17 protein-coding genes and 1 pseudogene are annotated in these 25,597 nt (G+C 71.3%); 10 read left to right on the top strand and 8 right to left on the bottom strand.

Annotated features, from left to right (window positions below; translation table 11 throughout):
- Window positions 1–262: 262 nt before the first annotated feature.
- Entirely contained in the window at window positions 263–1,909 is a 1,647-nt protein-coding gene (locus AB5J49_RS15270; protein WP_369169177.1) for a M4 family metallopeptidase, read from the bottom strand.
- Window positions 1,910–2,019: 110 nt separating this feature from the next.
- On the opposite strand from AB5J49_RS15270, the gene AB5J49_RS15265 reads away from it, so the two are divergent.
- Window positions 2,020–2,454 (top strand): gamma-glutamylcyclotransferase family protein, encoded by a 435-nt coding sequence (locus AB5J49_RS15265; RefSeq protein WP_369169176.1) that lies wholly within the window; start codon window positions 2,020–2,022, stop codon window positions 2,452–2,454.
- A gap of 85 nt (window positions 2,455–2,539) precedes the next feature.
- On the opposite strand, the gene AB5J49_RS15260 is transcribed toward AB5J49_RS15265, so the two are convergent.
- Window positions 2,540–3,055, bottom strand: coding sequence for a putative immunity protein (locus tag AB5J49_RS15260; protein WP_369169175.1), 516 nt, complete (start codon window positions 3,053–3,055; stop codon window positions 2,540–2,542).
- 73 nt (window positions 3,056–3,128) lie between these two features.
- The gene (locus tag AB5J49_RS15255) at window positions 3,129–5,345 is read right to left on the bottom strand and encodes a molybdopterin oxidoreductase family protein (protein WP_369169174.1); all 2,217 of its coding nucleotides are present in this window, start codon (window positions 5,343–5,345) and stop codon (window positions 3,129–3,131) included.
- Between the two features lie 389 nt (window positions 5,346–5,734).
- Here AB5J49_RS15255 and AB5J49_RS15250 point away from each other — a divergent pair, with 389 nt between their 5' ends.
- The 4 genes from AB5J49_RS15250 to AB5J49_RS15235 all read left to right on the top strand — a co-directional run bounded on the left by AB5J49_RS15250 (window position 5,735) and on the right by AB5J49_RS15235 (window position 10,893).
- The gene (locus AB5J49_RS15250) at window positions 5,735–7,279 is read left to right on the top strand and encodes an amino acid adenylation domain-containing protein (RefSeq protein WP_369169173.1); all 1,545 of its coding nucleotides are present in this window, start codon (window positions 5,735–5,737) and stop codon (window positions 7,277–7,279) included.
- Window positions 7,276–8,523: a hypothetical protein gene (locus tag AB5J49_RS15245; protein ID WP_369169172.1), complete on the top strand. Its 1,248-nt coding sequence runs from the start codon at window positions 7,276–7,278 to the stop codon at window positions 8,521–8,523. Before AB5J49_RS15250 ends, AB5J49_RS15245 begins: the two co-directional genes overlap by 4 nt.
- 28 nt (window positions 8,524–8,551) lie before the next feature.
- The gene (locus AB5J49_RS15240; protein WP_369169171.1) at window positions 8,552–9,319 is read left to right on the top strand and encodes an enoyl-CoA hydratase-related protein; all 768 of its coding nucleotides are present in this window, start codon (window positions 8,552–8,554) and stop codon (window positions 9,317–9,319) included.
- 224 nt (window positions 9,320–9,543) lie between these two features.
- Window positions 9,544–10,893 (top strand): cytochrome P450, encoded by a 1,350-nt coding sequence (locus tag AB5J49_RS15235; RefSeq protein WP_369169170.1) that lies wholly within the window; start codon window positions 9,544–9,546, stop codon window positions 10,891–10,893.
- A gap of 378 nt (window positions 10,894–11,271) precedes the next feature.
- Here the strand turns inward: AB5J49_RS15235 and AB5J49_RS15230 are convergent, their stop codons facing one another.
- Window positions 11,272–11,958, bottom strand: a complete 687-nt coding sequence (locus AB5J49_RS15230) for a vancomycin high temperature exclusion protein (RefSeq protein ID WP_369169169.1) — start codon at window positions 11,956–11,958, stop codon at window positions 11,272–11,274.
- Window positions 11,959–12,182: 224 nt separating this feature from the next.
- Here AB5J49_RS15230 and AB5J49_RS15225 point away from each other — a divergent pair, with 224 nt between their 5' ends.
- From AB5J49_RS15225 to AB5J49_RS15205, 5 genes and pseudogenes are all read left to right on the top strand, one after another.
- Window positions 12,183–13,070 carry a sirohydrochlorin chelatase gene (locus AB5J49_RS15225; protein ID WP_369169168.1) on the top strand — a complete coding sequence of 296 codons (888 nt, stop codon included), beginning with the start codon at window positions 12,183–12,185 and terminating at the stop codon, window positions 13,068–13,070.
- 104 nt (window positions 13,071–13,174) lie between these two features.
- Window positions 13,175–14,428, top strand: a complete 1,254-nt coding sequence (locus tag AB5J49_RS15220) for a deoxyguanosinetriphosphate triphosphohydrolase (RefSeq protein WP_369169167.1) — start codon at window positions 13,175–13,177, stop codon at window positions 14,426–14,428.
- Window positions 14,429–14,737: 309 nt separating this feature from the next.
- Window positions 14,738–16,003, top strand: a complete 1,266-nt coding sequence (locus AB5J49_RS15215) for an NAD(P)/FAD-dependent oxidoreductase (protein WP_369169166.1) — start codon at window positions 14,738–14,740, stop codon at window positions 16,001–16,003.
- 153 nt (window positions 16,004–16,156) lie between these two features.
- Entirely contained in the window at window positions 16,157–18,073 is a 1,917-nt protein-coding gene (dnaG, locus tag AB5J49_RS15210) for a DNA primase (RefSeq protein WP_369169165.1), read from the top strand.
- A gap of 113 nt (window positions 18,074–18,186) precedes the next feature.
- A pseudogene (locus AB5J49_RS15205) lies at window positions 18,187–19,507 on the top strand (RNA polymerase sigma factor).
- Between the two features lie 188 nt (window positions 19,508–19,695).
- On the opposite strand, the gene AB5J49_RS15200 reads toward AB5J49_RS15205, so the two are convergent.
- From AB5J49_RS15200 to AB5J49_RS15185, 4 genes are all read right to left on the bottom strand, one after another.
- The gene (locus AB5J49_RS15200) at window positions 19,696–21,624 is read right to left on the bottom strand and encodes an ABC transporter ATP-binding protein (protein WP_369169164.1); all 1,929 of its coding nucleotides are present in this window, start codon (window positions 21,622–21,624) and stop codon (window positions 19,696–19,698) included.
- Window positions 21,624–23,357: an ABC transporter ATP-binding protein gene (locus tag AB5J49_RS15195; protein ID WP_369169163.1), complete on the bottom strand. Its 1,734-nt coding sequence runs from the start codon at window positions 23,355–23,357 to the stop codon at window positions 21,624–21,626. Before AB5J49_RS15195 ends, AB5J49_RS15200 begins: the two co-directional genes overlap by 1 nt.
- 161 nt (window positions 23,358–23,518) lie before the next feature.
- Window positions 23,519–24,976, bottom strand: coding sequence for an FGGY-family carbohydrate kinase (locus AB5J49_RS15190; RefSeq protein ID WP_369169162.1), 1,458 nt, complete (start codon window positions 24,974–24,976; stop codon window positions 23,519–23,521).
- 202 nt (window positions 24,977–25,178) lie between these two features.
- Window positions 25,179–25,487 carry a YtxH domain-containing protein gene (locus AB5J49_RS15185; protein ID WP_369169161.1) on the bottom strand — a complete coding sequence of 103 codons (309 nt, stop codon included), beginning with the start codon at window positions 25,485–25,487 and terminating at the stop codon, window positions 25,179–25,181.
- Window positions 25,488–25,597 lie beyond the last annotated feature (110 nt).

Below are 25,597 nucleotides of genomic sequence, written 5' to 3'. Positions count from 1 at the left end.
TCGTGAGCGGCATCGGCACGGGAAGAGGGAGGCGCGGGGCCAGGTGAGGCGGCCGGCGGTGCTCCTTGTCGATCCTGCGGGGCTCCGCCCGGCAGCCCGGCCCGCTGCGGGAACTGCTCCGCGGCCGGCCGGGCTCCGTGGCGGCTCGGGATCCGGCAGACGGCAGGCGGCAGGCGGCTGGCGGCAGCGGAGCGTATCCGGGCCCACGTCACCGCTGCCACCGCTGCCACCGCACCTCCGCCCTCGTCGGATCCCCGGTCGCTCAGCCCACGCCCACCGCACTCCAGGCCGCCGCCACCGCGTTGTACTCCGCGCTTCCGGCCCCGTACAGGTCCTTCGCCGCGTTCAGCGTCGCCGTACGGGCGCCCGCGTAGTTCGTCGAGGACGTCATGTAGACCGTCAGCGCCCGGTACCAGATCTTGCCGAGCTTGGCGCGGCCGATGCCGTCCACCGAAGAGCCGTTGCAGGTGGGCGAGTTGTAGCTGACGCCGTTGATCGTCTTCGCGCCGCTGCCCTCGGCGAGCAGGTAGGCGAAGTGGTTGCCGATGCCGGACGAGTAGTGGACGTCGAGGTCCCCGGTCGTCGTGGTCCAGCAGTCGACCGAGCTGCCGTCCTTCGACGGCTTGTCCATGTAGCGCAGGGCGTCCCGGCTGAAGCCCGACCGGACGATCTTCTCGCCGATCAGATAGTCGCCCGGGTCAGAGGAGTTGGCGGCGTGGAACTCCACCAGCGTGCCGAAGATGTCGGAGGTCGCCTCGTTCAGGCCGCCGGACTCGCCCGAGTACGTCAGCGCCGCGGTCTTCGACGTCACGCCGTGCGACATCTCGTGGCCGGCCACGTCCAGCGACACCAGCGGGCCGAGCTGGGTGCCGTCACCGTCGCCGTACGTCATGCAGAAGCAACTGTCGTCCCAGAAGGCGTTGTTGTAGGCGTTGCCGTAGTGCACGCGGTTGAACGAACCCTTGCCGTCGCCGGCGATGCCGTTGCGGCCGTGGACGTCCTTGTAGTAGTTCCACGTCATGTCCGTGCCGTACTGCGCGTCCACCGCCGCCGTCGAGCGGTCGGCCGCGGTGCCCGTGCCCCAGTGGTTGTCGGCGTCCGTGAAGAGCGTCGCCGGGGCGCGGTTGAGGCAGACGGTCAGGAGGCACAGGTCCGTCTTGTTCTCGGCGTCACCGGTGTAAGTGCCGCCGCGTGTCGGGTCTTTCAGCTGGTACGTCGATCCCGACTGCGTCGTCTCCAGCGGCACCGTGCCGCCGTACAGCGACTTCCCGTCACCGGACGCCGTCTCGATGCTGTCCCACGCGTCGATCCGGGTGCCGGTCAGGGCGTCGGTCAGCACCGTGCGGGCGACCGGGTTGCCGACGGAGTCCTGGGCGACCGCGTCGGTCCGCCAGGCCAGCTTCGGGGTGCCGTGCAGGACGTCGACGACCAGTTCGGGCTTGGCCGTCAGCCGCTTCAGCGTCTCGCCGAGGTTCGCGGCCCGCAGCAGCGTCGCCGCGAGGTCGGCCGCCTTCGGCGCCGAGATCCTGGGCGTCACGCTCGACAGGGAGATCGCGCCCTTGGTGGCGCGGGAGGCGCTGCGGTATGTGCCGTCCTTGGCGAGATGGACGACGAAGTCACCGCCGAGGACAGGGAGTTGGCGATACGTACGGTCGTAGCGGACGTGCTGGGTGCCGTCCGCGTCCACGATCACGTCCCGCACGGTGGTGTCCTGCGCGGCGGTCAGCCCCAGGCTCGCCGCGCGGTCCGTGAGGACCGACGCCGCGTTCTCGAGCGCGGTGGCCCTGGTCGGACTGTCGTCCGCGCCGGCGGTGGGGGAGAGGGCGGTGGCCAGCAGGGTGGCGCCGACGGCGGCGATACCCGCCGTGGCAAGACGGGAACCCCGGATGTGCGGCCGTATTCGGCTCATCGGTCTCCTTGAACTGGACGGCGCAGAGGATGTCCAAGATTCAAGGGGGCGTGCACATGCCATGAACAGAGTGAGAACGTGCAGGTGTGTGTGGGGAGAGAATCGTTTCCGTGACCCTCTCTCCTCGACTCCCGTTCTTCGTCTACGGCACCCTGCGCCCAGGAGAGCCCAACCACGACCACTTCCTGCGCGGCCGCACCCTCACCGAGGAACCGGCACGACTCGTCGGTGCGGTGCTGTACGACGGCCCGGGCTACCCGTACGCCGTCGAGGAACGGGACGGCGGCGGCACGGTGTACGGCGACCTCGTCACCGCCCGCCCCGAGGAGTACCCCGCGCTCCTGGCGGCCCTGGACCGGCTGGAGGAGTACGCCCCGGACGACCCGCGCAACCTCTACGACCGCATCGCCCGCCAGGTGATCCGCGACTTCGACGGAACGGCCGTACAGGCCTGGGTGTATGTCGCCGCCCCCTCCGTCGCCGCCCGCCTGCGCGCCCACGGCAGGCTCATCGAGAGCGGCGACTGGGCGATCCGGCCCGGCTGAGCGTCACCTCGGCGAGCGGGAGCCGGCCCGGCGGCGGCTGCCTGCGCCGGCCCGGCCAGGACGAGCCACGACGATCGCGACGCTGTCAGCAGTCGAAGACCGACCAGCAGATGTCGTTGCGCAAGCGCTGGTCGTCCATGACGAGTTCGCGAATCGCATCCGGGAGCTGTTCGCGCTGCCAGCGGCATTCGAGCCGTCCGGCTTCCTCGGCCTCACCCGCGGAGGTCGCCGCACGCACAGCCTTGATCGCGTAGGCCGCGGCACCCAGCTCATGCGCGGCGACATGGGCCACCACCGCGGCCTGGCCGGCGGCGAATGCCGCGTGCCGAGCCGCTCCGGTCAGCACTCTCGCCGCAGCCATGGCATGGCCACCCGCCGCACGGGACTGGGACATCCTGATCTCTCCGCGAGCCCATGCCCGAATCTGCTCGACCGCCTGACGAGGCCGGGGGTCCGAGGGCTGCGCCGACTCGAAGAGGTGCAGAACGTGCTCCGCACACGCGGCCGCCCACAGCGCCAGAAGCCGGTGGTCGGAGTCCGTGAGCGTCCCCCCGCGGCGGATGGTGGTGAACCGGGGGTCGCGGTCCTTGGGCAGGATCATCCGTCCGACCGTACGGCGATGTCGCGCCGGCCCGCAACGTCCGGGCGGTCCGCGATCAAGTGGTCGCCCGCCCTTACGACTTCACCGCCTCCACCCGCACCGCGCACGCCTTGAACTCCGGCATCCGCGACGTCGGGTCCAGCGCCGGGTTCGTCAGGGTGTTGGCGCGGCCCTCGCCCGGCCAGTGGAACGGCATGAAGACGGTGTCCGGGCGGATGCCGGTCGTGATGCGGGCGGGGGCGACCGCCCGGCCCCGGCGCGAGACCACGGCCACCGGATCGCCCTCGGCCGCCCCGAGCCGCGCCGCCAGCCGGGGGTGCAGCTCCACGAACGGGCCCGGCGCGGCGGCGTTCAGCTCGTCGACGCGGCGGGTCTGGGCGCCGGACTGGTACTGCGCCACGACCCGCCCGGTCGTCAGCAGCACCGGGTACTCGTCGTCGGGTTCCTCGGCGACCGCCCGGTGCGAGACGGCGGCGAACCTCGCCCGTCCGTCCGGCGTGGCGAACCGGTCGAGGAAGAGACGGGGCGTGCCGGGGTGCGCCGCACGGCCTTCGGCCTCGGCGCCCGTGGTCCCGTCGTCCGTGGCCTCGTCGTCCTGCGCCGGGTCGTCGGCCCCGGCGGACGCGTCCAGCGAGGCGTCCTCGGAGTCCGCCGAAGCGGGGTCCGCGTCCGCCGGCGCCGGACACGGCCAGAACACCCCGTTCTCCTCCGCCAGCCTGCGGTACGTGATCCCCGAGTAGTCCGCCGCTCCGCCCGCGCTCGCCCGGCGCAGCTCCTCGAAGACCTCCTCGGGGTCGGTCGGGAAGCCCTTCTCCAGGCCCTTCTCGCCGCCCAGCCGCACCGCGAGCTCGTGCATGACGTCCAGGTCGCTGCGGACGCCCTCCGGAGGAGTGATCGCGCGCCGCCGCAGCAGCACCCGGCCCTCCAGGTTGGTCGTCGTGCCCGTCTCCTCCGCCCACTGCGTGACCGGCAGTACGACATCCGCGAGAGCCGCCGTCTCCGACAGCACCACATCGCACACCGCGAGGAAGTCAAGGGACTTGATGCGCTCCTCGATGTGCGCGGCACGCGGCGCCGACACCACCGGGTTGGAGCCCATCAGCAGCAGCGACTTGATGTCCGTGCCCAGCGCGTCCAGCAACTCGTACGCGCTGCGCCCCGGCCCGGGCAGGCTGTCCGGGTCCACGCCCCACACCTCGGCGACATGCCGCCGCGCCGCGGGGTCGTCCAGCTTGCGGTAGCCGGGCAGCTGATCGGCCTTCTGGCCGTGCTCGCGCCCGCCCTGCCCGTTGCCCTGCCCGGTCAGACAGCCGTAACCGGACAGCGGCCGGCCCGCCCGTCCCGTCGCCAGACACAGGTTGATCCACGCGCTCACGGTGTCCGTGCCCTTGGACTGCTGCTCGGGCCCGCGCGCGGTCAGCACCATCGCGTTCTCCGGCTCGCAGAACATCCGTACGGCTTCCCGTAGTTGAGGAACGGACACCCCCGTGATCCGCTCCACGAACTCCGGCCAGTGCGCCATCGCCGCGGCCCGCGCGTCCTCCCAGCCGACCGTGCGCTCCTGGACGTACTCCTCGTCCACCCGCCCCTCGGCGACGACCAGGTGCAGCATGCCGAGCGCCAGCGCGAGGTCGGTGCCCGGCCGGGGCATCAGGTGCAGGTCGGCCTGCTCGGCGGTCTTGGTGCGGCGCGGGTCGATGACGATCAGCGTGCCGCCGTTCTCGCGCAGCTCGTTGAAGAAGCGCAGCGACGGCGGCATTGTCTCCGCCAGGTTCGAGCCGACCAGGATCACGCAGCCGGTCTTCGGGATGTCCTCCAGCGGGAACGGCAGCCCCCGGTCGAGCCCGAACGCCTTCATCCCGGCCGCGGCCGCCGACGACATGCAGAAGCGGCCGTTGTAGTCGATCTGCGAGGTGCCGAGCACGATCCTCGCGAACTTGCCGAGGCTGTACGCCTTCTCGTTCGTCAGACCGCCTCCGCCGAAGACCCCGCACGCGTCCGGGCCATGTTCCGTACGCGTGCGATTCAGGCCTTCGGCGATGCGGTCCAGCGCCTCGTCCCAGGTGGCGGGCACCAGCGTGCCGCCCGAACGCACCAGCGGCGAGGTCAGGCGGACGCTCGACGCCAGCACCGCGGGCGCCGTACGGCCCTTGCCGCACAGCGCCCCCTTGTTCACCGGGAAGTCCGGGCGCTCGACCACCGCGACACCCCCGTCCTGCAGGGGCGTGAGGTTCATTCCGCACTGCAGGGCGCAGTACGGGCAGTGCGTGGGCGTCGCGGAGTTCGGCATACCGTCCAGCGTGAGTCGGGCGTGTTACGTGCGCGGCGGCTCCCTGTTACGCGGCCGGGACGGTGACCTCCCCGTCGCCGCCCGGCCGCCGTGAGGCGCACAGGCGCCCTGCCCTCAGTCGCCGCCGGACGGCACGGAAGTTGCCGCTGTTTCCTAAGTCGGCTCGCATGTCTCATTCCGTACCGTAGTTGGCCGATCACGCCTGGTTGAAGGTGGAAGAGCCGGGGCTACAGTCGAAGCCCAGGCACGGCGCCGACGCAGCACGTCTCCGTTACACGCACCACGCATGCGTGGCCGCACGCGTGCACTCCGTACGGCGTTCGACATACCGGGCATGCCCGCACGGCAAACCGTCATCTCGAAACAGCCTGCCAGGAGGTCCCCCGACCATGCCCCTGTGCCCTGCCGGCCCCCTGGGCCATCTGCCTCCCCGCGACCAGCACCTCTTCTGGCAGTACGGCCGCGGCCCCACCGTCCCCGTCCGCGACCCGCTGATCCACCGCGCCGTCGAACGGCAGGCCGCCGCCGCCCCGGACGCCGTCGCCGCCGAGCACCTGGGCGACCGCATCACCTACGGCGAGCTCGACCGCCGCGCCGACGCCGTCGCCGCCCGCCTCGCCCGAGAGGGCGTACACCCCGGTGACCACGTCGGACTCTTCGTGCGCCGCTCGATCCCGATGCTCGTCGGTCTGCTCGGCATCCTGAAGGCGGGCGCCGCCTACGTCCCGCAGGACATCGGCCTCGCGCCCGCGCATCAGCTCGCCCACGTCGTCGGCACCGCCCGCACCCGCGTCGTCCTCACGGTCGCCGAGCACGCCCACCGGGTGCCGCTGCCCGACGGCCACCTGTTGATCACGCTGGACGAGCCACAGCCGTACGCTCCGAGGCCCCGCACCGCGACCCGGCCCGACGACGGCTGCTACGTCCTGTTCACCTCCGGTACCACCGGCCGGCCCAACGGCGTGAAGGTCACCCACCGCAACGTCGCCAACCTTCTCCTCACCCAGCCCGGCGGCCTCGGCATCCGCCCCGGCGACCGGGTGGCCCAGCTCCTCAACGTCGCCTTCGACATGGCCGCCTGGGAGATCCTCGGCTGCCTCACCCAGGGCGGCACCCTCGTCATCCGCGGCAAGGACGTCGCGGCGGCCGCCCGCACGGCCGACGTGCTGATCGCGACCCCGACCGTGCTGTCCGGCATCGACCCGGCGACCTGCCCACGCGTCCACACGGTCGCCGTCGCCGGAGAGCCCTGCCCGCGCCCGCTCGCCGACCGGTGGGCCCACCGCGCCGCCTTCCACAACTGCTGCGGCCCGACCGAGACGACCATCGTCAACACGATGCACCGTCACCATCCGTCCGACCCGCTGCTCACCATCGGCCGCCCGACCCCCAACAACACGGTCTACGTCCTCGACGCCGACCGCCGCCCCCTGCCCCTCGGCGAGGTGGGGGAGATGTGGGCGGGCGGCGCCTGCGTCTCGGCCGGCTACCTGGACGACGACGCCCTGAACGCCGAGCGCTACGCCCCGGACCCCTTCCTCGGCGCCCGCCACCGTATGTTCCGCACCCGTGACCTCGGCCGCTGGACCCCGGGCGGCGAGCTCGAACACCTCGGTCGGACCGACGACCAGGTCAAGGTGCGCGGCTTCCGGGTCGAGCTCGACTCCGTCTCCTCGGTGCTGGAGTCGGTCGAGGGCTGTGTGCGCGCGGTGACCTTGAAGCGGGACGCGCGGACCCTCGTGTCCTTCGTCTGCCCCGCGGACGTCGACCCGGAAGGGGCCCGCCGCGCGGTGGCGGAGGCGCTGCCGTACTACTGCGTGCCCGAACATGTCATGCCCCTGTCATCACTGCCGGAGACCGACCGCGGCAAGATCGACAAACCGGCGCTGCTGCGGATGGCGGAGGAGCGGACGCTTCAGGGGGCGGCCCGATGACCACGTCCCTCAAGCGTCAGGCCGTCGATCTGCCGCCGTTGATCCCAGGCCCGCGCCGCCTGCTCAAGCACCCCCGCCTGATGCACTACAACCGCCTGGCGGCCCTGGTACTCACCGCCAACCTGGCGTTCCTGTGGGCAGGTTGGCCCCTGTCGACGCCGGCCCTGGGCCACGCGGCACTGGCGAACCTCGCGCTCGCCGTCCTCGTACGCCAGCAGTACGTGATCAACTTCTTCTTCAGGCTGGCCACTTCGGCGCCGACGACCTGGCCGCTGAAGATCCGCTGGTCGCTGGGCAAGGTGTACCACTTCGGCGGGCTGCACGTGGGCGCGGCGCTGGCGGGGACGGCATGGTTCCTGGCGCTGGCGGTCACCACGACCAACGGCCCGCTCATGGCCGTGAGCTGGACCCTGCTGGCCCTCCTCGCGCTGATCGTGGCCACCGCGCTCCCGCCCTTCCGTTCCCGCCACCACGACCACTTCGAGAAGATCCACCGCTTCGGCGGCTGGACGGCCCTGATCCTGTTCTGGGCGCACACCCTGCTGTCGTCGTCCGGTCCCGTTGCGCTCATGGTGCTAGCGCTCGTCACCTTCAGCGTCGCCCTGCCCTGGTTACGGCTGCGCAAGGTGGACGTACGCCTGGAACGCCCCTCCCCGCACGTCGTACTGGCCCGCTTCGACCACGGCGAGACCCCCTTCGCGGGCTCCTCGACCGCGGTCAGCCGCAGCCCGCTGAAGGAGTGGCACTCCTTCGCCAACGTCCCGGCACCCGGCGAGCCCGGCTTCCGGCTCACCATCTCGCGCGCCGGGGACTGGACGGGCGCCTTCATCGACGACCTGCCCTCCCGGGTCTGGGTCAAGGGCATCACGACGGCCGGAGTCGCCAACATAGAGACCCTGTTCACCAAGGTGGTCTACGTCGCCACCGGCAGCGGCATCGGCCCCTGCCTCCCGCACCTCCTCGCCGCCGAGGTCCCCTCCCGCCTGGTCTGGGCGACCCGCGACCCCCGCACCACCTACGGCGACGCCCTGGTCGACGAGATCCTCGCCGTCCAGCCGCACGCCCTGATCCGCGACACCGCCCGGCACGGCAAGCCCGACATGGTGCGACTCGCGTACGAGGCGTACCGCGACTTCGGCGCCGAGGCCGTCATCTGCATCTCCAACAAGAAGCTCACCTGGCAGGTGGTGCACGGCCTGGAGCGGCGCGGGATTCCGGCGTACGGCGCGATCTGGGACTCGTAACTCGGCACTCTGCGCACAGGAGCTGAAGATGAACAACCTCAAGATCGAACGCGACGGCGCCGTGGTGACCGTACGCCTGCACCGTCCGCACGTGCTCAACGCCCTCAGCGGCGATCTGCTGGCCGAACTCCTCGACGTACTGCGCCCGTTGGACCAGGACCCCCAGGTGGGCTGCTTCGTCGTCACCGGTTCGGAGAAGGTGTTCGCGGCCGGCGCCGACATCAAGGAGATGGCGGGGAAGACGGCGGCGGAGATGGCGGCCGAGGACTACTTCGCGGCCTGGGAGGGCTTCACGGCCCTGCGCACCCCGAAGATCGCCGCGGTCAACGGCTATGCGCTGGGCGGCGGGTGCGAGCTGGTGATGATGTGCGATCTGGTCATCGCGGGGGAGTCGGCGGTCTTCGGCCAGCCGGAGATCAAGCTCGGCGTGATCCCCGGCATCGGCGGCACCCAGCGCCTGACCCGCCTCGTCGGCCGGGCGAAGGCGATGGACCTGATCCTCACCGGCCGCACGATGGACGCACGGGAGGCCGGAAGCTGCGGTCTTGTCTCCCGGGTCGTCCCGGACGACCAGGTCCTGCCGGAGGGCCTGCGAGCGGCGGCGACGATCGCCTCGTACGGCCGCGCGGCCGTCACGGCGGCCCGCGAGTGCGTCGACCAGGCCCTCGAAACCGGCCTGCGCGACGGCCTCCTCTTCGAACGCCGCGTCTTTCACGCCCTGTTCGCGACCGAGGACCAGAAGGAGGGCATGACCGCGTTCCTGGAGAAACGGGCGCCCGTCTTCAAGGGGCGCTGAGGATTTTGCCGTGGGTGCGGCCGGCGGTGCCTACGACCGCCGGCCACACCCGCGGCCCTCACCCACGCTCGTTCACGGCAGCCATCCGGCACGCCCGCCCGCTGTGACCGGAACTCACGTGGCCCTCTCACCACTTGTCCCTCACCCGTGGCGCAGAACACGTTCCATTGGGGAAAAGTCAGGGAAGTAATACGGGCACCTCGGACCGCCGTGAAGGGATCACCGTGACAACGCTGACTGCGCCTCCCCCCATCCCCCGGGCTGCAGGATCGTTTCCTCTCCTTGGTCACGCCCTGAAGATGCGCGACAACCTCGGTTTCATCGCCTCGCTGCGAGAGACGGGGGAACCCCTGATCGAGATCGTCCTGCAACCCGGCACGCGGACCGTCGTGGTGCAGGATCCGACCCTGATCCACCAGATGCTGAAGGCTCTCGCACCGACCCTGGACAAGGGACGGTTCTTCGACAAGATGGGCCAGCTGCTGGGCGACAGCGTGGTCACCGCCGCCGGCCGGACCCATGTACGCAAGCGCCGTCAGCTCCAGCCGGCGTTCGCCCACACCGAGATCACTCGCTACGTCGACATCATGCGCGCCGAGGTGACCGCCGCCGTCGCCGCCTGGAAACCCGGTCAGACGCTCGACGTGCGCGAGGCGATGGTTCAGCTCAGCCTCAACATGCTCGCGAAGACCGTGTTCTCGGGCAGCCTCGACGAGGCCACCTTCCGCCAGTTGCGCAGCGACCTGTCGGTGGTGATGAACGGCGTCGGCGCCCGCATCATGCTGCCCGACTGGGTCGAGCGCCTCCCGCTTGCCTTCAACCGCCGCTTCGACCGGGCCCGAGCCGCCGTACGCGCCACCATCAACACCGCCGTCGACGAACTGCAGGCCTCCGGGCACGACACCGGGGACATGCTGTCCATGCTGCTGCGCGCCGTCGACGAGGAGACCGGCCAACCGCTGACCGGGCATCAGATCTGTTCCGAGATCCTCACCCTGGCCGTGGCCGGCACCGAGACCACCGCTTCGGTGCTGTCCTGGATCCTGTACGAACTCGCCCGTCAGCCGGAGATCGAGGCCCGCGTCCTGGCCGAGCTGGACGAGGTCGTCGGCGAGCGGCCGGTCGCCTTCGACGACCTGACCCGTCTGCCTTACCTGAACCGGGTGATCACCGAGACCCTGAGGCTGCACCACACCGGCTGGCTCGTCACGCGCCGCACGACCACCGAGACCCGGCTCGGCGAGTGGACCCTGCCCGCCGACACCGAGCTGGCCTACTGCCAGCACGCCCTGCACCGCGATCCCGAGCTCTTTCCCGACCCGCTCACCTTCGATCCGGAGCGGTGGCGGGGCGAGGCCCAGGAGCCCCCGCTGGGCGCGTTCCTGCCCTTCGGGGACGGCAAGCACAAATGCATCGGAGACCGCTTCGCCCTCGCCGAAATGATCACGGCGATCGCGACGATCCTGCGGACGGCACGGCTGGAACTCGCCGAGGGACAGGTGGTCCGACCCGTGGCCCGGGCCACCGTACGGCCCCGCACCCTGCGGATGACCGTGCGTCCTCGAAGCGGATGACCACCAGTCAGGGGGTCCCTCCCGGCGGGGAGGCGCCGCCAGGCCGTCCCGGCTGTCCTGGCCGTCTGCCGGTTCCCGGCGGTGGGCGGCCACGACGGCGGTGAGGATCTCGGCCGGCGCGTCGGTGTCCCGGCTCAGGTCCTGCGTGCTGCGCGCGGCCACCGTCACACCGTGCTCGCCGGCCTCTCTGACGGCCCAGAGGAGGATCCTGAGCTGCCCGGCCGGACACCGAGGAACCGCTCGATGGCCGCGATGTTCTCCGGGCTCGTCATCTGTTCGTTCTCGAAGATCCAGTTCGCGGCGGCTTCCACGGTGATCGAGGTCGCACAGCCGAACAGCCGAACAGTCGAACAGCCGTACGAAGCGGCCGACGCGCCCCTACCGCCCCGTGGCGAGCGCCTGGGTCACCCCGGGTTCCTTTCGCCCCAGGAACCGGGGGTCCGGCTCGAAGACGGCGTCCAGGGCCGCCTTGCCCGCCGCGAAGATCTCCCGGGTGCCGCCGTAGTACCAGGTCACGTCGTGCTTGGCGTCGACCCCGACACCGTACGACGCCACCCCCGCCTCCTGGCACAGCGCGACCGCCCGCCGGATGTGGAAGCCCTGGCTGATCAGCACCGCCTCGTCGACGCCGAAGATCTTCTTGGCACGGACGCAGGAGTCCCAGGTGTCGAAGCCGGCGTAGTCGCTGACGATGCGCGAGTCGGGCACGCCGTGCCGGGTCAGATACGTGCGCATGGCGTCGGGCTCGTCGTAGTCCTCACGGCTGTTGTCGCCGGTGACGAGGACGACCTCGATTCGGCCCTCGCGGTACAGCTCGGCCGCCGCGTCGAGCCGGTGCGCGAGGTACGGCGACGGCTCGCCCTCCCACAGACCGGCACCGAAGACGACGGCGACGTCGGTGCGCGGCACGTCGGCCGCCGTGCGCAGCCGGTCCCCGGTCACGACGTACATCCAGGTGACCGGAAGCAGCGCCAGCACACACCCGGACATCACGGCCTGCACCAGCCGCCGCTGCCCCGCACGGGTGCGCGGCAGGCGTGGTCGGCGCAGCTTCGGTCGGCGCATCTGGTGGGTCCCTCCCCGGTCGGCTGACCGCCTCTTCTCGACAGTCAGGGACGCCCTGTCAGCCTCCGCGGTTCACCACCGCCGACGTGACCAGGTTCACTTCGCCCCTCGAACGCGCAGGTCACGCCGCCTCACACCGCCCTGGCACCCCACCGTGAACCCGGTGTAAAAACCCGTTATTCAGGCGCAACGGGGTGGCAACGTCCCGCCGCCACCATCGGTTCATGACGGCGTCGAACCCGCTTCACGACGAGTCCACGACCCTCCCCGGCCCGGGGGCCCACCTCGACAGTACGGCGCACATCATGAACCGGATCAGCAGCCAGCTCGCCAGCCAGCTCAGCCTCGTCTCGCTCGACGGCAGGCGGCGCCCCGAGCCGCCCGCGCTCGTCGTCGTGGCCCACGGCAGCCGCGACCCGCGCGCCCTGAGCACGGTGAGCGCCCTCCTCGACAAGGTCCGCGAGCAGCGCCCCGGCCTCCCGGTCCACCTCGGCCACATCGAGCTGAACGAGCCCCTGCTCCCGGACACCCTCGCCGCCCTGGGCGATCGCGAGGCGATCCTCGTCCCGCTCCTGCTCAGCCGCGGCTACCACATCAAACGGGACATCCCCGAGATGGCCGCCGCATCGCAGGTACGCGCACGCGTGGCCGGCGCGCTCGGCCCGCACCCCCTGCTGGTGGAGGCCCTGTACGCGCGCCTGGTCGAGGCCGGCTGGCGCACCCGGCTGGACGAGTCCACCCGCCGCAAGAGCGCGGTGGTCCTGGCGGCCGCAGGCTCTCGCGACCCCGCGTCGAAGCTCGACACGGCCCACACGGCCCAGCTCCTCGCCAACCGCCTGGGCGTCCCGGTGGTCCCCGCGTACGCGACGACGGCGGCCCCGACGGTCCCCGACGCCCTCCGTGCCCTGGCCGCCCGAGGCCGCACAAGGGTGGCGGTGTCCTCCTACTTCACGGCCCCCGGCCGCTTCGCGACGGAGTGCGCGCAGGCGGCCCCGTGGATCGCGTCGGCCCCACTGGGCACCCACCCGGCGATGGCGAGGCTGCTCCTGCACCGCTACGACCAGATGCTGACGACGCCGGCCACCACAGCACCGGAACTGGCGTCGGCCTGAATCGCCGCGGAGGGTAGTGGCCCGCGCAGCGCCTCGGAAGTCGGCAGACGAGCAGGCGAAACACAGTCCCCCCATTTGTCAGTGCCTGCCCGTACTGTCGGTGCATGTACTACGACGAGTCGGCAGTCGAACGCTGGGCACCCGAACCCGACAAACGCCCAGGCCGCACGGCCTTCCAACGCGACCGCGCCCGAGTGCTGCACTCCGCGGCCCTGCGCCGCCTCGCCGGCAAGACCCAAGTAGTGACACCCGGAACCCACAGCCACGCCTGGGACCCGAGCCCCCGCACCCGCCTCACCCACTCCCTGGAGTGCGCCCAGGTCGGCCGAGAGCTCGGCGCAGCCCTCGGCTGCGACCCCGACCTGGTCGAAGCCGCCTGCCTCTCCCACGACCTCGGCCACCCTCCCTTCGGGCACAACGGCGAAGTCGCGCTCAACGAATTCGCCGAGGACTGCGGCGGCTTCGAGGGCAACGCCCAGTCCCTGAGGCTCCTCACCCGCATCGAACCCAAACGGTTCACCCCGGAGGGCTCGGTAGGCCTCAACCTCACCCGAGCCACCCTCGACGCCGCCACCAAGTACCCGTGGTCCCGCGGCGCCCACCCCACCGCCCCGACGTCCCCGAAGTTCGGTGTCTACGAGGACGACCGCCCCGTCTTCGACTGGGTCCGCAAGGACGCCCCCGCCACCCGCACCACCTTCGAGGCCCAGGTCATGGACTGGTCCGACGACGTGGCGTACTCGGTGCACGACGTCGAGGACGGCCTGCACGCCGGCCACATCGACCCCAACTACCTGCACGCCGAGCCGGAACGCCAGGCGGTCTTCGCGGTCGCCGTCGGACGGTACGTCCCTGAGGACACCGACCCGGCGGAACTGTCCGCCGCCCTCGACCGGCTCCAGGAAGAACCGTGGTGGCCGCACGGCTACGACGGTTCGGCCGTCGCCCAGGCCCGCCTCAAGGACGCCACCAGCCAGCTCATCGGCCGGTTCTGCCTGGCCGCCGAGAGCGCCACACGCGCGGCGTACGGCAGCGGCCGGCTCACCCGCTACGGCGCCGAACTCGTCGTACCGCACGCGACCCGCCTGGAGTGCGCGGTCCTCAAGGCCGTCGCCGACCGGTACGTCATGCAGCGCGCCGAGCAGGAGCGGCTGCGCGCCGACCAGCGGATCGTGGTCGCCGAACTGGCCGAGGCGCTCACCGCCCGCGCGCCCGACGGGCTGGACCCGCAGTTCCGGGCCCTGTTCGACGCGGCCGCCGACGACCGCGCCCGCAAACGCGTGATCGTCGACCAGATCGCCTCCCTGACGGACGCCTCGGCCCGCTCCCTGCACACGCGGCTCACGCAGCGGGTCTAGCGGGTCGAGCGGGTCAGGAGCCCACCGCCACCGGCAGCTGCTCGCGGCGGCCTCCCGCCGGGAGCGGGCCGACAACTCCCGGCCCCCACGGGACGCTTGGCGCGGCGGGGGTGCGCCTGTTCCGGAGCGAGGCAGGCGCGCCGTCGGCCTCCCTCCGAGGGGTGATCACCCGCTCGTGACGGTTGGGACACATGGGGCGAACGGGCACTCGAAAGTGACCCTGCGTGGCCTGATCGGGTCACCCCCTCTTCCCGCATCACGCTGCGTGCGGGACGCTCGTGTGGCGGCACCCTGACGAGGAGGCATCAAGTGGTCGACGCGGATCAGACATTCGTCATCGTCGGAGGCGGACTCGCCGGCGCGAAGGCGGCCGAGACGCTCCGGGCGGACGGCTTCACCGGGCGGGTGATACTGATCTGCGACGAGCGCGACCACCCGTACGAGAGGCCGCCCCTGTCCAAGGGCTATCTCCTCGGCAAGGAGGAGCGCGACAGCGTCTTCGTGCACGAGCCCGCCTGGTACGCGCGCAACGACATCGAGCTGCACCTGGGCCAGACCGTCGACGCGATCGACCGTACGGCGAAGACGGTGCGGTTCGGCGAGGACGGCACCGTCGTCCACTACGACAAGCTCCTGCTGGCCACCGGCGCCGAGCCGCGCCGCCTGGACATCCCGGGCACGGACCTGGCCGGCGTCCACCACCTGCGCCGCCTCGCGCACGCCGAGCGCCTCAAGGGCGTCCTCGCCTCGCTCGGCCGGGACAACGGGCACATCGTGATCGCCGGCGCCGGCTGGATCGGCCTGGAGGTCGCGGCGGCGGCCCGGGAGTACGGCGCCGAGGTCACCGTCATCGAGCACAACCCGACCCCGCTGCACGGCGTCCTCGGCCCCGAGCTGGGCGCCGTCTTCGCCGAGCTGCACCGCGAGCACGGCGTGCGCTTCCACTTCGGCCGGCGGCTGACGGAGATCGTCGGCCAGGACGGCATGGTGCTGGCCGCCCGCACCGACGACGGCGAGGAGCACCCCGCGCACGACGTCCTGGCGGCGATCGGCGCGGCCCCGCGCATCGGCCTCGCGGAGGCGGCGGGGCTGGAGATCGCCGACCGTACCCATGGCCGCGGCGTCGTGGTCGACGAGCGGCTGCGCACCTCCGACCCCGACATCTACGCGGCCGGCGACGTGGCCTCCTTCCCGCACGCCCTGTTCGACACCCGGCTGCGCGTGGAGCACTGGGCCAACGCGCTGGGCGGCGGCCCGGCGGCGGCGCGGGCGATGCTCGGGCAGGACGTCACCTACGACCGCGTGCCCTACTTCTTCTCCGACCAGTACGACTTGGGCATGGAGTACTCCGGCTGGGCGCCCCCGGGGTCGTACGACGAAGTGGTGATCCGCGGGGACGCCGGGAAGCGGGAGTTCATCGCGTTCTGGGTGAAGGGCGGCCGGGTGCTCGCCGGGATGAACGTGAACGTGTGGGACGTCACAGAGCCCATTCAGCAGCTGATCCGCTCGAAGGAACAGGTGAACACGGAGGCCCTGGCGGACCCGCACGTCGCCCTTGAGAGCCTGATCGCCTAGGCGCCAGCCGGGTTCCGTCGTCTCGCGGGCGCGGGTGCGGGTCATGGGGGCTGGTCGCGCCCACGCGGCGGAGCCGCACATCGACACAGCCCCGCGCCCCTGGGGCGCCGCAGCCCGCCCGGAGATGTCGGTCCGCCCCCGTAGAATTCACGCGTGGCAGGACGGATCAACGACGAGGACGTGAAGGCTGTTCGGGACGCGGTCCCGATCGACGCCGTGGTGTCCGAGTACCTCCAGCTGCGCGGCGCGGGCGGCGGGAACCTCAAGGGCCTGTGTCCCTTCCATGACGAGAAGTCGCCGTCCTTCCAGGTCAGCCCCAGCAAGGGGCTCTTCCACTGCTTCGGCTGCCAGGAGGGCGGCGACACCATCACGTTCGTGATGAAGGTCGACCACCTCTCCTTCTCCGAGGCGGTCGAGCGCCTCGCCGCCCAGGCCGGCATCACCCTGCGTTACGAGGAGGGCGGGTACAACCCCTCCCACCAGCGCGGCGAACGCATCCGCCTGGTCGAGGCCCACAAGATCGCCGCCGAGTGGTACGCCGAGCAGCTGGCGACCAGCCCCGAGGCCGACACCGGCCGGATCTTCCTCGCCGAGCGCGGCTTCGACCAGTCCGCCGCCCTCCACTTCGGCGTCGGCTACAGCCCCCAGGGCTGGGACCACCTCACCCGCTACCTCCGCGGCAAGGGCTTCACCGACAAGGAGCTCCTCCTGTCCGGGCTCGCGCAGGAGGGCCGGCGCGGCCCGATCGACCGTTTCCGGGGCCGTCTCATGTGGCCGATCAGGGACATCGGCGGGGAGGTCGTCGGCTTCGGCGCGCGCAAGCTCTACGAGGCCGACAACGGCCCCAAGTACCTCAACACCCCCGACACCGCCATCTACAAGAAGTCCCAGGTCCTCTACGGCATCGACCTCGCCAAGAAGGACATCGCGAAGGTCAGCCGCGCGGTCGTCGTCGAGGGCTACACGGACGTCATGGCCTGCCACCTCGCCGGCGTCACCACGGCCATCGCCACCTGCGGTACGGCCTTCGGCGGCGACCACATCAAGATCCTCCGCCGACTGCTGATGGACAACGGCTCGGCCCGCGTCATCTTCACCTTCGACGGCGACGCGGCCGGCCAGAAGGCGGCCCTGCGCGCCTTCGAGGACGACCAGAAGTTCGCCGCCGAGACGTACATCGCGATCGCGCCCGACGGCATGGACCCCTGCGAGCTGCGCCTGGCCAAGGGCGACGAGGCGGTCGCCGACCTGGCCGAACCGCGCACCCCGCTCTTCGAGTTCGCGCTGCGCCAGATCGTCCTGCGCTACGACCTCGACACCCCGGCGGGCCGCGCGGCGGCGCTGGACGAGGCGGCGCCGATCGTCGCCCGCATCAAGAACAGCGGCGCCCAGCACGAGGTGGCCGTCCAGCTCGCGGGCATGCTCGGCATCCTCGACACGCAGTTCGTGGTGAAGCGGGTGGCGCAGCTGGCGCGTTGGGCACGGGACCGGGGTGGCAGGGGACAGGCGCCGGCGTCCGGCCCGGGATCCCGCAACCCGCAGCAGCAGTACGACGCCGCCGCCGGCCCCCGCACATCCGGCCCGGCCCTGACCCTGCGCAACCCCGTCTACGCCACCGAACGCGAACTCCTCAAACTCGCCCTCCAGCGCCCCGAGTTGGTCTCCCCGGCGTTCGACGCGTACGGCGTCGACGAGTTCACCGCCGCGCCCTACGCGGCCGTACGCCAGGCGATCATGGACGCGGGGGGCGCGGAGTACGGCATCCAGGACGCGCAGGAGTACCTGGTCCGCGTCCGCGACGCGGCCCCCGACGACCAGGTCCGCGCGATGGTCACGGAGCTGGCGGTCGAGGCGATCATGCGCAGGACGGTCGACGAGAACTACGCCGGCGAACAGCTCGTGACGGTCCGCCGCCGCGCCGTGGACCGCCGCGTCCGCGACATCCAGGGCCAGCTGACCCGCCTGGGCGCGGGCGGCGACCCGGCCCAACTGGCCGCCGTGCAGAACGAGCTGTGGGTGTTGCAGCAGTACGACCAGGCATTGCGGGGGCAGGGCGCGGCGGCGCTCTGAGAGATACGCGGGATTTGCGTACGACTGGGTAACCGCCCGGTCACGCACCGGACTCAAAAAGTCCCCGCACGCCCCTCGTGGCGGCGATGTGTCGTACTCCACACTGGGTTCCGGTGCCTGAGTCCTCGGAGCGCGGCCGATCCGTTCCCCACGGGTCCCACACCCCCGCGGTTCCGCTCATCGCGTACGGGACGGACAGCGGCGAGGCCGCCGACTCCGCCCTCGAAGCAGCGCTGCCGTATGCCTCGGCAGCGATCATCCTGGAGGTCGCCCCCCGTGCAGACCCAGACCCTCATCCAGACCGACGCCGCTGCCGCCACCGGCGCTGACAGCACCGAACCGGACGCGGAGGCCGACGTTCTCGCCGCGGTGCCGCCGCAGAGCCGGGTCGCGCACCACCCCGAGGCGGAGCCGGAGGCCTCGCCCGAGCCCGCGGAACCGCCCGCGGAGGCCCTGGACGGCGCCGACGCCACCGAGCCGGTCGAAGCACCGCTGCCGGCCCGCGCCCGCGCCGACAACAGCGGTCCCTCCTCCGACCTCTTCCGCCAGTACCTGCGGGAGATCGGCCGCATCCCCCTCCTCACCGCGGCCGAGGAGGTCGAACTCGCCCGCCGCGTCGAGGCCGGCCTGTTCGCCGAGGAGAAGCTGAGCAGCACCCCCGATCTGGAGAGCCGGCTCGCCCTCGACCTCGACCGCCTGGTCGTCATGGGCCGGATGGCCAAGCGGCGGCTGATCGAGGCGAACCTGCGGCTCGTCGTGTCCGTGGCGAAGAGGTACGTCGGCCGCGGCCTGACCATGCTGGACCTGGTCCAGGAGGGGAACCTCGGCCTGATCCGGGCCGTGGAGAAGTTCGACTACGCCCGCGGCTACAAGTTCTCGACGTACGCCACCTGGTGGATCCGCCAGGCCATGTCCCGCGCCCTCGCCGACCAGGCCCGCACCATCCGAGTGCCGGTCCACGTCGTCGAGTTGATCAACCGGGTCGTCCGCGTCCAGCGCCGCATGCTGCAGGAACGCGGCTACGAACCGACGCCGGAGGAGGTGGCCGCCCACCTCGACCTGCTGCCCGAGCGCGTCAGCGAGGTGCTGCGCCTGGCCCAGGAACCGGTGTCGCTGCACGCCCCGGTGGGCGAGGAGGACGACGTGGCGCTCGGCGACCTCATCGAGGACGGCGACGCGACATCGCCGGTCGAGTCGGCGGCGTTCCTGCTGCTCAGGGAGCACCTGGAAGTGGTTCTGTCGACGCTGGGGGAGCGGGAGCGGAAGGTCGTACAGCTGCGGTACGGCTTGGCGGACGGCCGCCCTCGCACGCTGGAGGAGATAGGCCGGATCTTCGGCGTGACGCGGGAGCGGATCAGGCAGATCGAGTCGAAGACGCTCAACAAGCTGCGGGATCATGCATTCGCGGATCAGCTGAGGGGTTATCTGGACTGAGGCCGTCTGCGGGCGAGTGGGGGTTGGCCGCGCAGTTCCCCGCGCCCCTTGGGTACGTGCAGCTGACGCCCCTCAGGGGCGCGGGGCTGTGTCGATATGCGGCTGCGCCGCGGGGCGCGGCCGACCCCCACCGGCCCGCAGTCGCCCCACAACACCACGTGGCACCCCCGACCGCGATTCAGTCCACGTCAGTCCACCTCGGCCACCGCCTGGGCGAACTGCGCCTTGTACAACCGCGCATACGCCCCGTCGGCCGCCAACAGCTCGCCGTGCGCGCCCTGTTCCACGATCGCCCCGTTCTCCATGACGAGGATCGTGTCCGCGTCCCGGATGGTCGACAGCCGGTGCGCGATGACGAACGACGTACGCCCGTGCGCCAGTTTGGCCATCGCCTTCTGGATCAGCACCTCGGTACGGGTGTCGACCGACGAGGTCGCCTCGTCCAGCACCAGGATCACCGGGTCCGACAGGAACGCCCGAGCGATGGTGATCAGCTGCTTCTCACCCGCACTGACCCCCGACCCCTCGTCGTCGATCACCGTGTCGTACCCGTCGGGCAGGGTACGGATGAACCGGTCGGCGTGGGCGGCCCTCGCGGCTTCCTCGATCTCGCCCCGGGTCACCTTCCGCGAGGCCCCGTACGCGATGTTCTCCGCGATCGTGCCGCCGAACAGCCAGGTGTCTTGCAGCACCATCCCGATCCCGGCCCGCAGTTCGTCCCGGGACATCCGCGCGATGTCGACCCCGTCGAGGGTGATCCGCCCGGACGAGACGTCGTAGAACCGCATCAGCAGATTCACGAGAGTCGTCTTGCCGGCACCCGTGGGCCCGACGATCGCGACCGTGTGCCCGGGCTCCACCGCCAGCGACAGGTCCTCGATCAGCGGCTTCTCGGGGTCGTACCGGAAGGACACCCCCTCCAGCGCCACCCGCCCCCGCAGCTCCTCCGGCCGCACCCCCGGCATGGGGTCGGCCTCCTGCTCCTCCGCGTCCAGCAGCTCGAAGATCCGCTCGGCGGACGCGACACCCGACTGCACGAGGTTCGCCATCGACGCGACCTGCGTCAGCGGCATCGAGAACTGCCGCGAGTACTGGATGAAGGCCTGCACGTCACCGATCGACAGCGAGCCCGACGCGACCCGCAGACCGCCGACCACCGCCACCAGCACGTAGTTGATGTTCGACACGAACAGCATCAGCGGCTGCATGATCCCGCTGTTGAACTGCGCCTTGAACCCGGCCTCGTACAGCGCCTCGTTCTGCTCGGCGAACTGCTTGGCCGACTCCTCCTGCCGCCCGAACACCTTCACCAGGGTGTGCCCGGTGTACATCTCCTCGACGTGCGCGTTGAGCTTGCCGGTCGACCGCCACTGCTGCACGAAGTGCGGCTGCGACCGCTTGCCCACCCGCGTGGCGACCACGAACGACAGCGGCACGGTCACCAACGCGACCAGCGCCAGCAGCCACGACACCCAGAACATCATCGCCAGCACACCGATGATGGTGAGCACCGAGTTGATGAGCTGACCCATCGACTGCTGCAGTGTCTGCCCGATGTTGTCGATGTCGTTGGTCGCCCGGGACAGCACCTCACCGCGCTGGCGCTTGTCGAAGTACGACAGCGGCAGCCGCGACAGCTTCGCCTGGACGTCCTCACGCATCCGGTACATGGTGCGGTTCACAGCCCGGTTCACCAGCCGCGTCGCCACCGCCATCAGCAGCCCGGCGACGACGAACACCGCGAGCGCGAAGAGGAGCACGTTCCCCACAGCGGTGAAGTCGATGCCCTCGCCCGGCGTGAAGTCGGTGCTGCGCAGCATGTCGGCGATCTGGCCGTCGCCGCGCTCCCGCATGGCCGCGAGGACCTGCTCCTTGGTCATCCCGGGCTCGAACTGCCGCCCGACGATGCCCGCGAAGACCAGGTCGGTGGCCGCACCGAGGATCTTCGGCCCGGCGACCGACAGACCCACGCTCACGACGACGCAGAACAGCAGCGCGTAGATGGTGAGCCGCTCGGGCTTGAAGTGGGAGAGCAGCCGCCTGCCCGACACCTTGAAGTCCAGCGAGTGCTGATCGGGGCCGCCACCGGCCATCATCCGCCCCATAGGCCCGGCCATCAGGCAGCCTCCGCTTCCGTCAGCTGGGAGAGCACGATCTCCCGGTATGTCTCGTTGTCCGCCATCAGCTCGTGGTGCCGGCCCGTGCCGACGACCCGCCCCTCGTCGAGCACGACGATCCGGTCCGCGTCCCGGATGGTGGCCACGCGCTGGGCGACGATGACGACGGTCGCCTCGGAGGTCTCGCGGGCGAGCGCCGCACGCAGCGCGGCGTCCGTCGCGTAGTCGAGGGCGGAGAAGGAGTCGTCGAAGAGGTAGATCTCCGGGCGCTGGACGAGCGTGCGCGCGATGGCGAGGCGCTGGCGCTGACCGCCCGACACGTTCGTGCCGCCCTGCGCGATGGGCGCGTCGAGCCCGCCCTCCAGCCGCTCCACGAACTCCTTGGCCTGCGCCACCTTCAGCGCGTGCCACAGCTCCTCGTCCGTGGCGTCCGGATTGCCGTAGCGGAGGTTGGTCGCCACCGTCCCGGCGAACAGATACGGCCGCTGCGGTACGAGGCTCACGGTCTTCGCCAGCAGCTGGGGATCGACGCTCGCCACGTCCTCCCCGTCCACCAGCACCCGCCCGTCGGTCGCGTCGAACAGGCGCGGGACGAGCCCCAGCAGGGTCGACTTCCCGCTGCCGGTCGACCCGATCACGGCCGTCGTCTCACCCGGCAGCGCGACCAGGTCGATCGCCTTCAGCACCGGCTCCTCGGCACCCGGGTAGCGGAACCCGGCGCCCCGGATCTCCAGATGACCGTGCCGGCGCAGCTCCCGCACCGGCGTGCGGGGCGGAACCACGCTCGACGACGTGTCCAGGACCTCCTGGATGCGCTCGGCGCACACCTCCGCGCGCGGGACCATCATGAACATGAAGGTGGCCATCATCACGGACATCACGATCTGCATGAGATAGGCGAGGAACGCGGTCAGGTCACCGATCTGCATCCCGCCGCTGTCGATGCGATGTGCCCCGAACCAGACCACCGCGATGGACGACAGGTTCACCACCGTCATGACGATCGGGAACATCAGCGCGAGCAGTCTGCCGGTGCCCATCGCCATCTCGGTGAGCTCGGCGTTGGACTTCCTGAAGCGCTGCTGCTCGTACTCGTCGCGCACGAAGGCACGGATCACCCGGTTGCCGGTGATCTGCTCGCGCAGCACCCGGTTCACCGTGTCGAGCCGTACCTGCATGGTCCGGAACAGCGGCCGCAGCTGCCGCACGATCAAGGTCACACTGATGCCGAGCACGGGCACCACGGCGACCAGCACCGCGGACAGCGGCACATCCAGGCCGAGTGCCAGCACGATGCCGCCGACGCACATGATCGGCGCCGACACCATCAGCGTGAACGTCATCAGCGCCAGCATCTGCACCTGCTGGACGTCATTGGTCGTACGGGTGATCAGCGAGGGCGCGCCGAAGTGGCCGACCTCACGCGCCGAGAACGACTGCACCCGGTCGAACACGGCCGCGCGCACGTCCCGCCCGAGCGCCGCCGCGGTCCGCGCGCCGTAGTACACGGCACCGATGTTGCACACGACCTGCGCCAGCGAGATGCCGATCATCAGGGCGCCGTAGGACAGGATGTAGCCGGTGTCGCCGTTGACGACGCCCGTGTCGATGATGTCCGCGTTCAGCGTGGGCAGGTAGAGGGTGGCGCAGGTCTGCAGGAACTGCAGCAGCACCAGCCAGGCGATGGGTTTTCGGTAGGGCCTGAGGTAGGTCCGCAGAAGTCGTATGAGCACGCTGCTTCTCTCGGAGTCGACGACGGGGCGATTGGTTGCCCTTGGCCCCTATCGTCGAACACTCCGCTGGTGTTACCTCAACCGATTAAGCCGTCAGCGCGGTTCCGTACGGCCTTCCGGGTGCGAGTCCTACCGGTCTCTTACATTCCGCTACGCCGGCACTAGGACCGGAACGCCCCGGGATGGGTCTGCTCCCGCACCGACACGAACTGCTGACGCACCGCCTGCCCCACCGCCAGCTCCTCGCCGGGCTCCAGGACCTGCGCCGCCGCGCCCTGCCAGACCGGCGGGTTGCGCGGATCGAGCGAGCCCTGCGACACACCGAGCGCCCACGCGGCCTGCCGAGCGGCGCCGATCGCCGCATAGTCCGCGGGCTGCGGTACGACGACCTGCACCCCGAACAGCGCGGGCGCCGCCGCCTGTACGGCGGACAGCTCGGCCGCCGCCCCCAGCAGGAAGATCCGCCGCACCTCGACGCCCCGGCCGCGCAGCACGTCGAGCGCGTCCGCGAGCCCGCACAGCATGCCCTCGAACGCGGCCCGCGCCATATGCTCCGGCTTCATCGACTCCCGCCGCAGCCCGGCCAGCGTGCCCGCGGTGTGCGGCAGACTCGGCGTCCGCTCGCCTTCCAGATAGGGCAGCAGCACGAGCCCGTGAGCCCCCGGCGTCGACTTCATCGCCAGGTCGGACAGGCTCTCCAGATCGGGCGCGCCGAGGAGTTCGGCGGCGCCGCGCAGGGTGCGTACGGCGTTGAGGGTGGTGACGACCGGGAGGTGCATGCCGGTCGCGTCGGCCAGGGAAGTGATCATCCCGGAGCTGTCGACGAGAGCCTCGGGGTGGACGGCCATCACGGACCCGGAAGCGCCGAGCGACACCACGGCATCGCCCAGCCCGATGCCGAGCCCGAAGGCGGCGGCCATGGTCTCGCCGGTCCCCGCGGAGATGAGGAGCCCCTCGGGGGTCGTACCGGCCGCATCCGCCGGCCCGATCACCTCGGGCAGCATCGCCTGGTGGCCGAGCGCCAGCTCGACGAGATCGGAACGGTAGGTGCCGGTGGCCGCCGACCAGTAGCCGGTGCCGGAAGCCCCGCCCCGGTCCGTGGTTCTTCTCACGGGCCGCCCGAGAAGCTGCCACACCAGCCAGTCGTGCGCCTGCAGCAGGACGGCGGCGCGTGCGGCGTGCTCGGGCTCGGTCTTGGCGAGCCAGCGCAACTTGGTCACCGGCTGCGCGGCCTGCGGCACACACCCCACCGCCTGCGCCCACGCCTCGCGTCCGCCCAGCGCGTCGATCAGATCGGCCGCCGCGACCTGCGCCCGCTTGTCGCCGCCGACCATCGCGGGGCGCACGGTGTTGCCCTGGGCGTCGAGCGGGACCAACGCGTTCTGCTGCGACGACACGCCGATGGCCTGCACACCTTCGAGGAGCCCGCCGCCGGCCGCCTCACCGAGGGACAGCAGCCAGGCCTGCGGATCGACGTCGGAGGGGCGCGCGCCACCGCCGTCCGGCGACTCCACCGGATGCGGGGCGTACCCCTGCCTGAGTACGGCGCCCGTGTCCGTGTCGCAGACGACGATGCGAGTGAAATCGGGCGAACTGTCCAACCCGGCGACTATCCCCATGGCCCAAATTGTGCCGTAGCGCTGCGCTGGCTGGGGCCGTGGGCGCCGTGGGAGTGCGTGTGGGTTTTGCGGGCGCGGGTTCGTCGTGGCTGGTCACGCCCGCGCGGCGGAGCCGCAAATCGACACGGCCCCGCGCCCCTTGCGGCGTTGCCGCTCCCGGCGCCCAGGGTGTGCCGCCGAGCCAGGCGCCCAAGGCGTACTCCTACGTGTTGCTGGTGCCCCAGTCGTCCTCCGCGCCTCCGTTGTGGGCGCTGCGCTCACGTAGGGAGCGCACTCGTTGGGCGACCGACTCGGGGACTCGGTCGCCGACCTTCTCGGTCACCGTGTGGTACGCCTTGCCCGCGAAGACGCGGCCCTGCTGGGCTGCCGTCTCGGCGGTGTTGCGGACGGCGGGGTTCTGCGCGACCTGGCGCGCGGACTTCTTCAGCTGCTCGTAGCGCTCGCGTCCGGCGCGCGTGCCGAGCACGTAACCGACGGCGACTCCGATGACGAACGTGAGCCGGTAGCGCATGGCGGCCACCCTTCCCTTTTGCGTAGGTCCCTGGTGCGGCGTCGGCGCCGAGGGGAACCGATTGGCGGAGCACCCCCCTGCTTGCGCTAATGTATGTGTCGCAGCGAGCG

It is taken from the genome of Streptomyces sp. R28 (assembly GCF_041052385.1).
In the GTDB taxonomy this organism is placed as follows: domain Bacteria; phylum Actinomycetota; class Actinomycetes; order Streptomycetales; family Streptomycetaceae; genus Streptomyces.
The sequence above is the reverse complement of the archived record's forward strand: the minus strand, read 5'-3'. Positions and strand labels throughout refer to the sequence as shown.

Coding starts and splice junctions, on each gene's coding strand:
- AB5J49_RS15240 (WP_369169171.1), top strand. CDS start 8,552: ATGAACAACCTCAAGATCGAACGCGACGGCGCCGTGGTGACCGTACGC.
- AB5J49_RS15200 (WP_369169164.1), bottom strand. CDS start 21,624: ATGGCCGGGCCTATGGGGCGGATGATGGCCGGTGGCGGCCCCGATCAG.
- AB5J49_RS15220 (WP_369169167.1), top strand. CDS start 13,175: ATGTACTACGACGAGTCGGCAGTCGAACGCTGGGCACCCGAACCCGAC.
- AB5J49_RS15185 (WP_369169161.1), bottom strand. CDS start 25,487: ATGCGCTACCGGCTCACGTTCGTCATCGGAGTCGCCGTCGGTTACGTG.
- AB5J49_RS15225 (WP_369169168.1), top strand. CDS start 12,183: ATGACGGCGTCGAACCCGCTTCACGACGAGTCCACGACCCTCCCCGGC.
- AB5J49_RS15250 (WP_369169173.1), top strand. CDS start 5,735: ATGCCCCTGTGCCCTGCCGGCCCCCTGGGCCATCTGCCTCCCCGCGAC.
- AB5J49_RS15260 (WP_369169175.1), bottom strand. CDS start 3,055: ATGATCCTGCCCAAGGACCGCGACCCCCGGTTCACCACCATCCGCCGC.
- AB5J49_RS15255 (WP_369169174.1), bottom strand. CDS start 5,345: ATGCCGAACTCCGCGACGCCCACGCACTGCCCGTACTGCGCCCTGCAG.
- AB5J49_RS15190 (WP_369169162.1), bottom strand. CDS start 24,976: ATGGGGATAGTCGCCGGGTTGGACAGTTCGCCCGATTTCACTCGCATC.
- AB5J49_RS15230 (WP_369169169.1), bottom strand. CDS start 11,958: ATGCGCCGACCGAAGCTGCGCCGACCACGCCTGCCGCGCACCCGTGCG.
- AB5J49_RS15270 (WP_369169177.1), bottom strand. CDS start 1,909: ATGAGCCGAATACGGCCGCACATCCGGGGTTCCCGTCTTGCCACGGCG.
- AB5J49_RS15245 (WP_369169172.1), top strand. CDS start 7,276: ATGACCACGTCCCTCAAGCGTCAGGCCGTCGATCTGCCGCCGTTGATC.